Source organism: Methylobacterium sp. GC_Met_3 (genome assembly GCF_026540775.1).
Taxonomy (GTDB): Bacteria; Pseudomonadota; Alphaproteobacteria; order Rhizobiales; family Beijerinckiaceae; genus Methylobacterium.
In genome coordinates this window covers 1-650 of the sequence record NZ_JALNUL010000185.1, presented here as the reverse complement: position 1 = coordinate 650, position 650 = coordinate 1, and the positions used below count along the sequence as shown (strand labels likewise).

At 65.5% G+C, this 650-nt stretch carries 1 protein-coding gene; it reads right to left on the bottom strand.

The genetic code is table 11. The features are described from left to right. On the bottom strand, window positions 1-650 hold a 650-nt coding region (locus tag OXS27_RS32430; RefSeq protein WP_267361761.1), incomplete at both ends, for an FtsK/SpoIIIE domain-containing protein.

Below are 650 nucleotides of genomic sequence, written 5' to 3'. Positions count from 1 at the left end.
CCGGTGATCACGTCCACCGACGGGCGTTGGGTCGCCATGATCAGGTGGATGCCGGCCGCGCGTGCCATCTGGGCCAGACGCTGGATCGCGCCCTCGATGTCCTTGCCGGCCACCATCATCAGGTCGGCCATCTCGTCGACCACGATCACGATGTACGGCAGCGGCGCGAGGTCCATGGCCTCGTCCTCGTAGACCGCCTCGCCGGTATGGCGGTCAAATCCGGTCTGCACGGTCCGGGTCAGGACCTCGCCGCGGGCGGCGGCTTCCGCAACCCGGGCGTTGTAGCCGTCGATGTTCCGCACCGCGATCTTGGACATCTTCTTGTAGCGCTCTTCCATCTCGCGCACGGCCCATTTGAGGGCGATCACCGCCTTCTTGGGGTCGGTCACGACCGGGGAGAGCAGGTGCGGGATGCCGTCATAGACCGACAGCTCCAGCATCTTGGGATCGACCATGATCAGGCGGCACTCCTCCGGCTTCAGCCGGTAGAGCAGCGACAGGATCATGGTGTTGATCGCCACCGACTTGCCCGAGCCGGTGGTGCCGGCAACGAGCAGATGCGGCATACGCGCGAGGTCGGCGATGATCGGCTCGCCGCCGATGTTCTTGCCCAGGCACAGAGCCAGCTTGTGCTTGCTCTCGGCGAAATC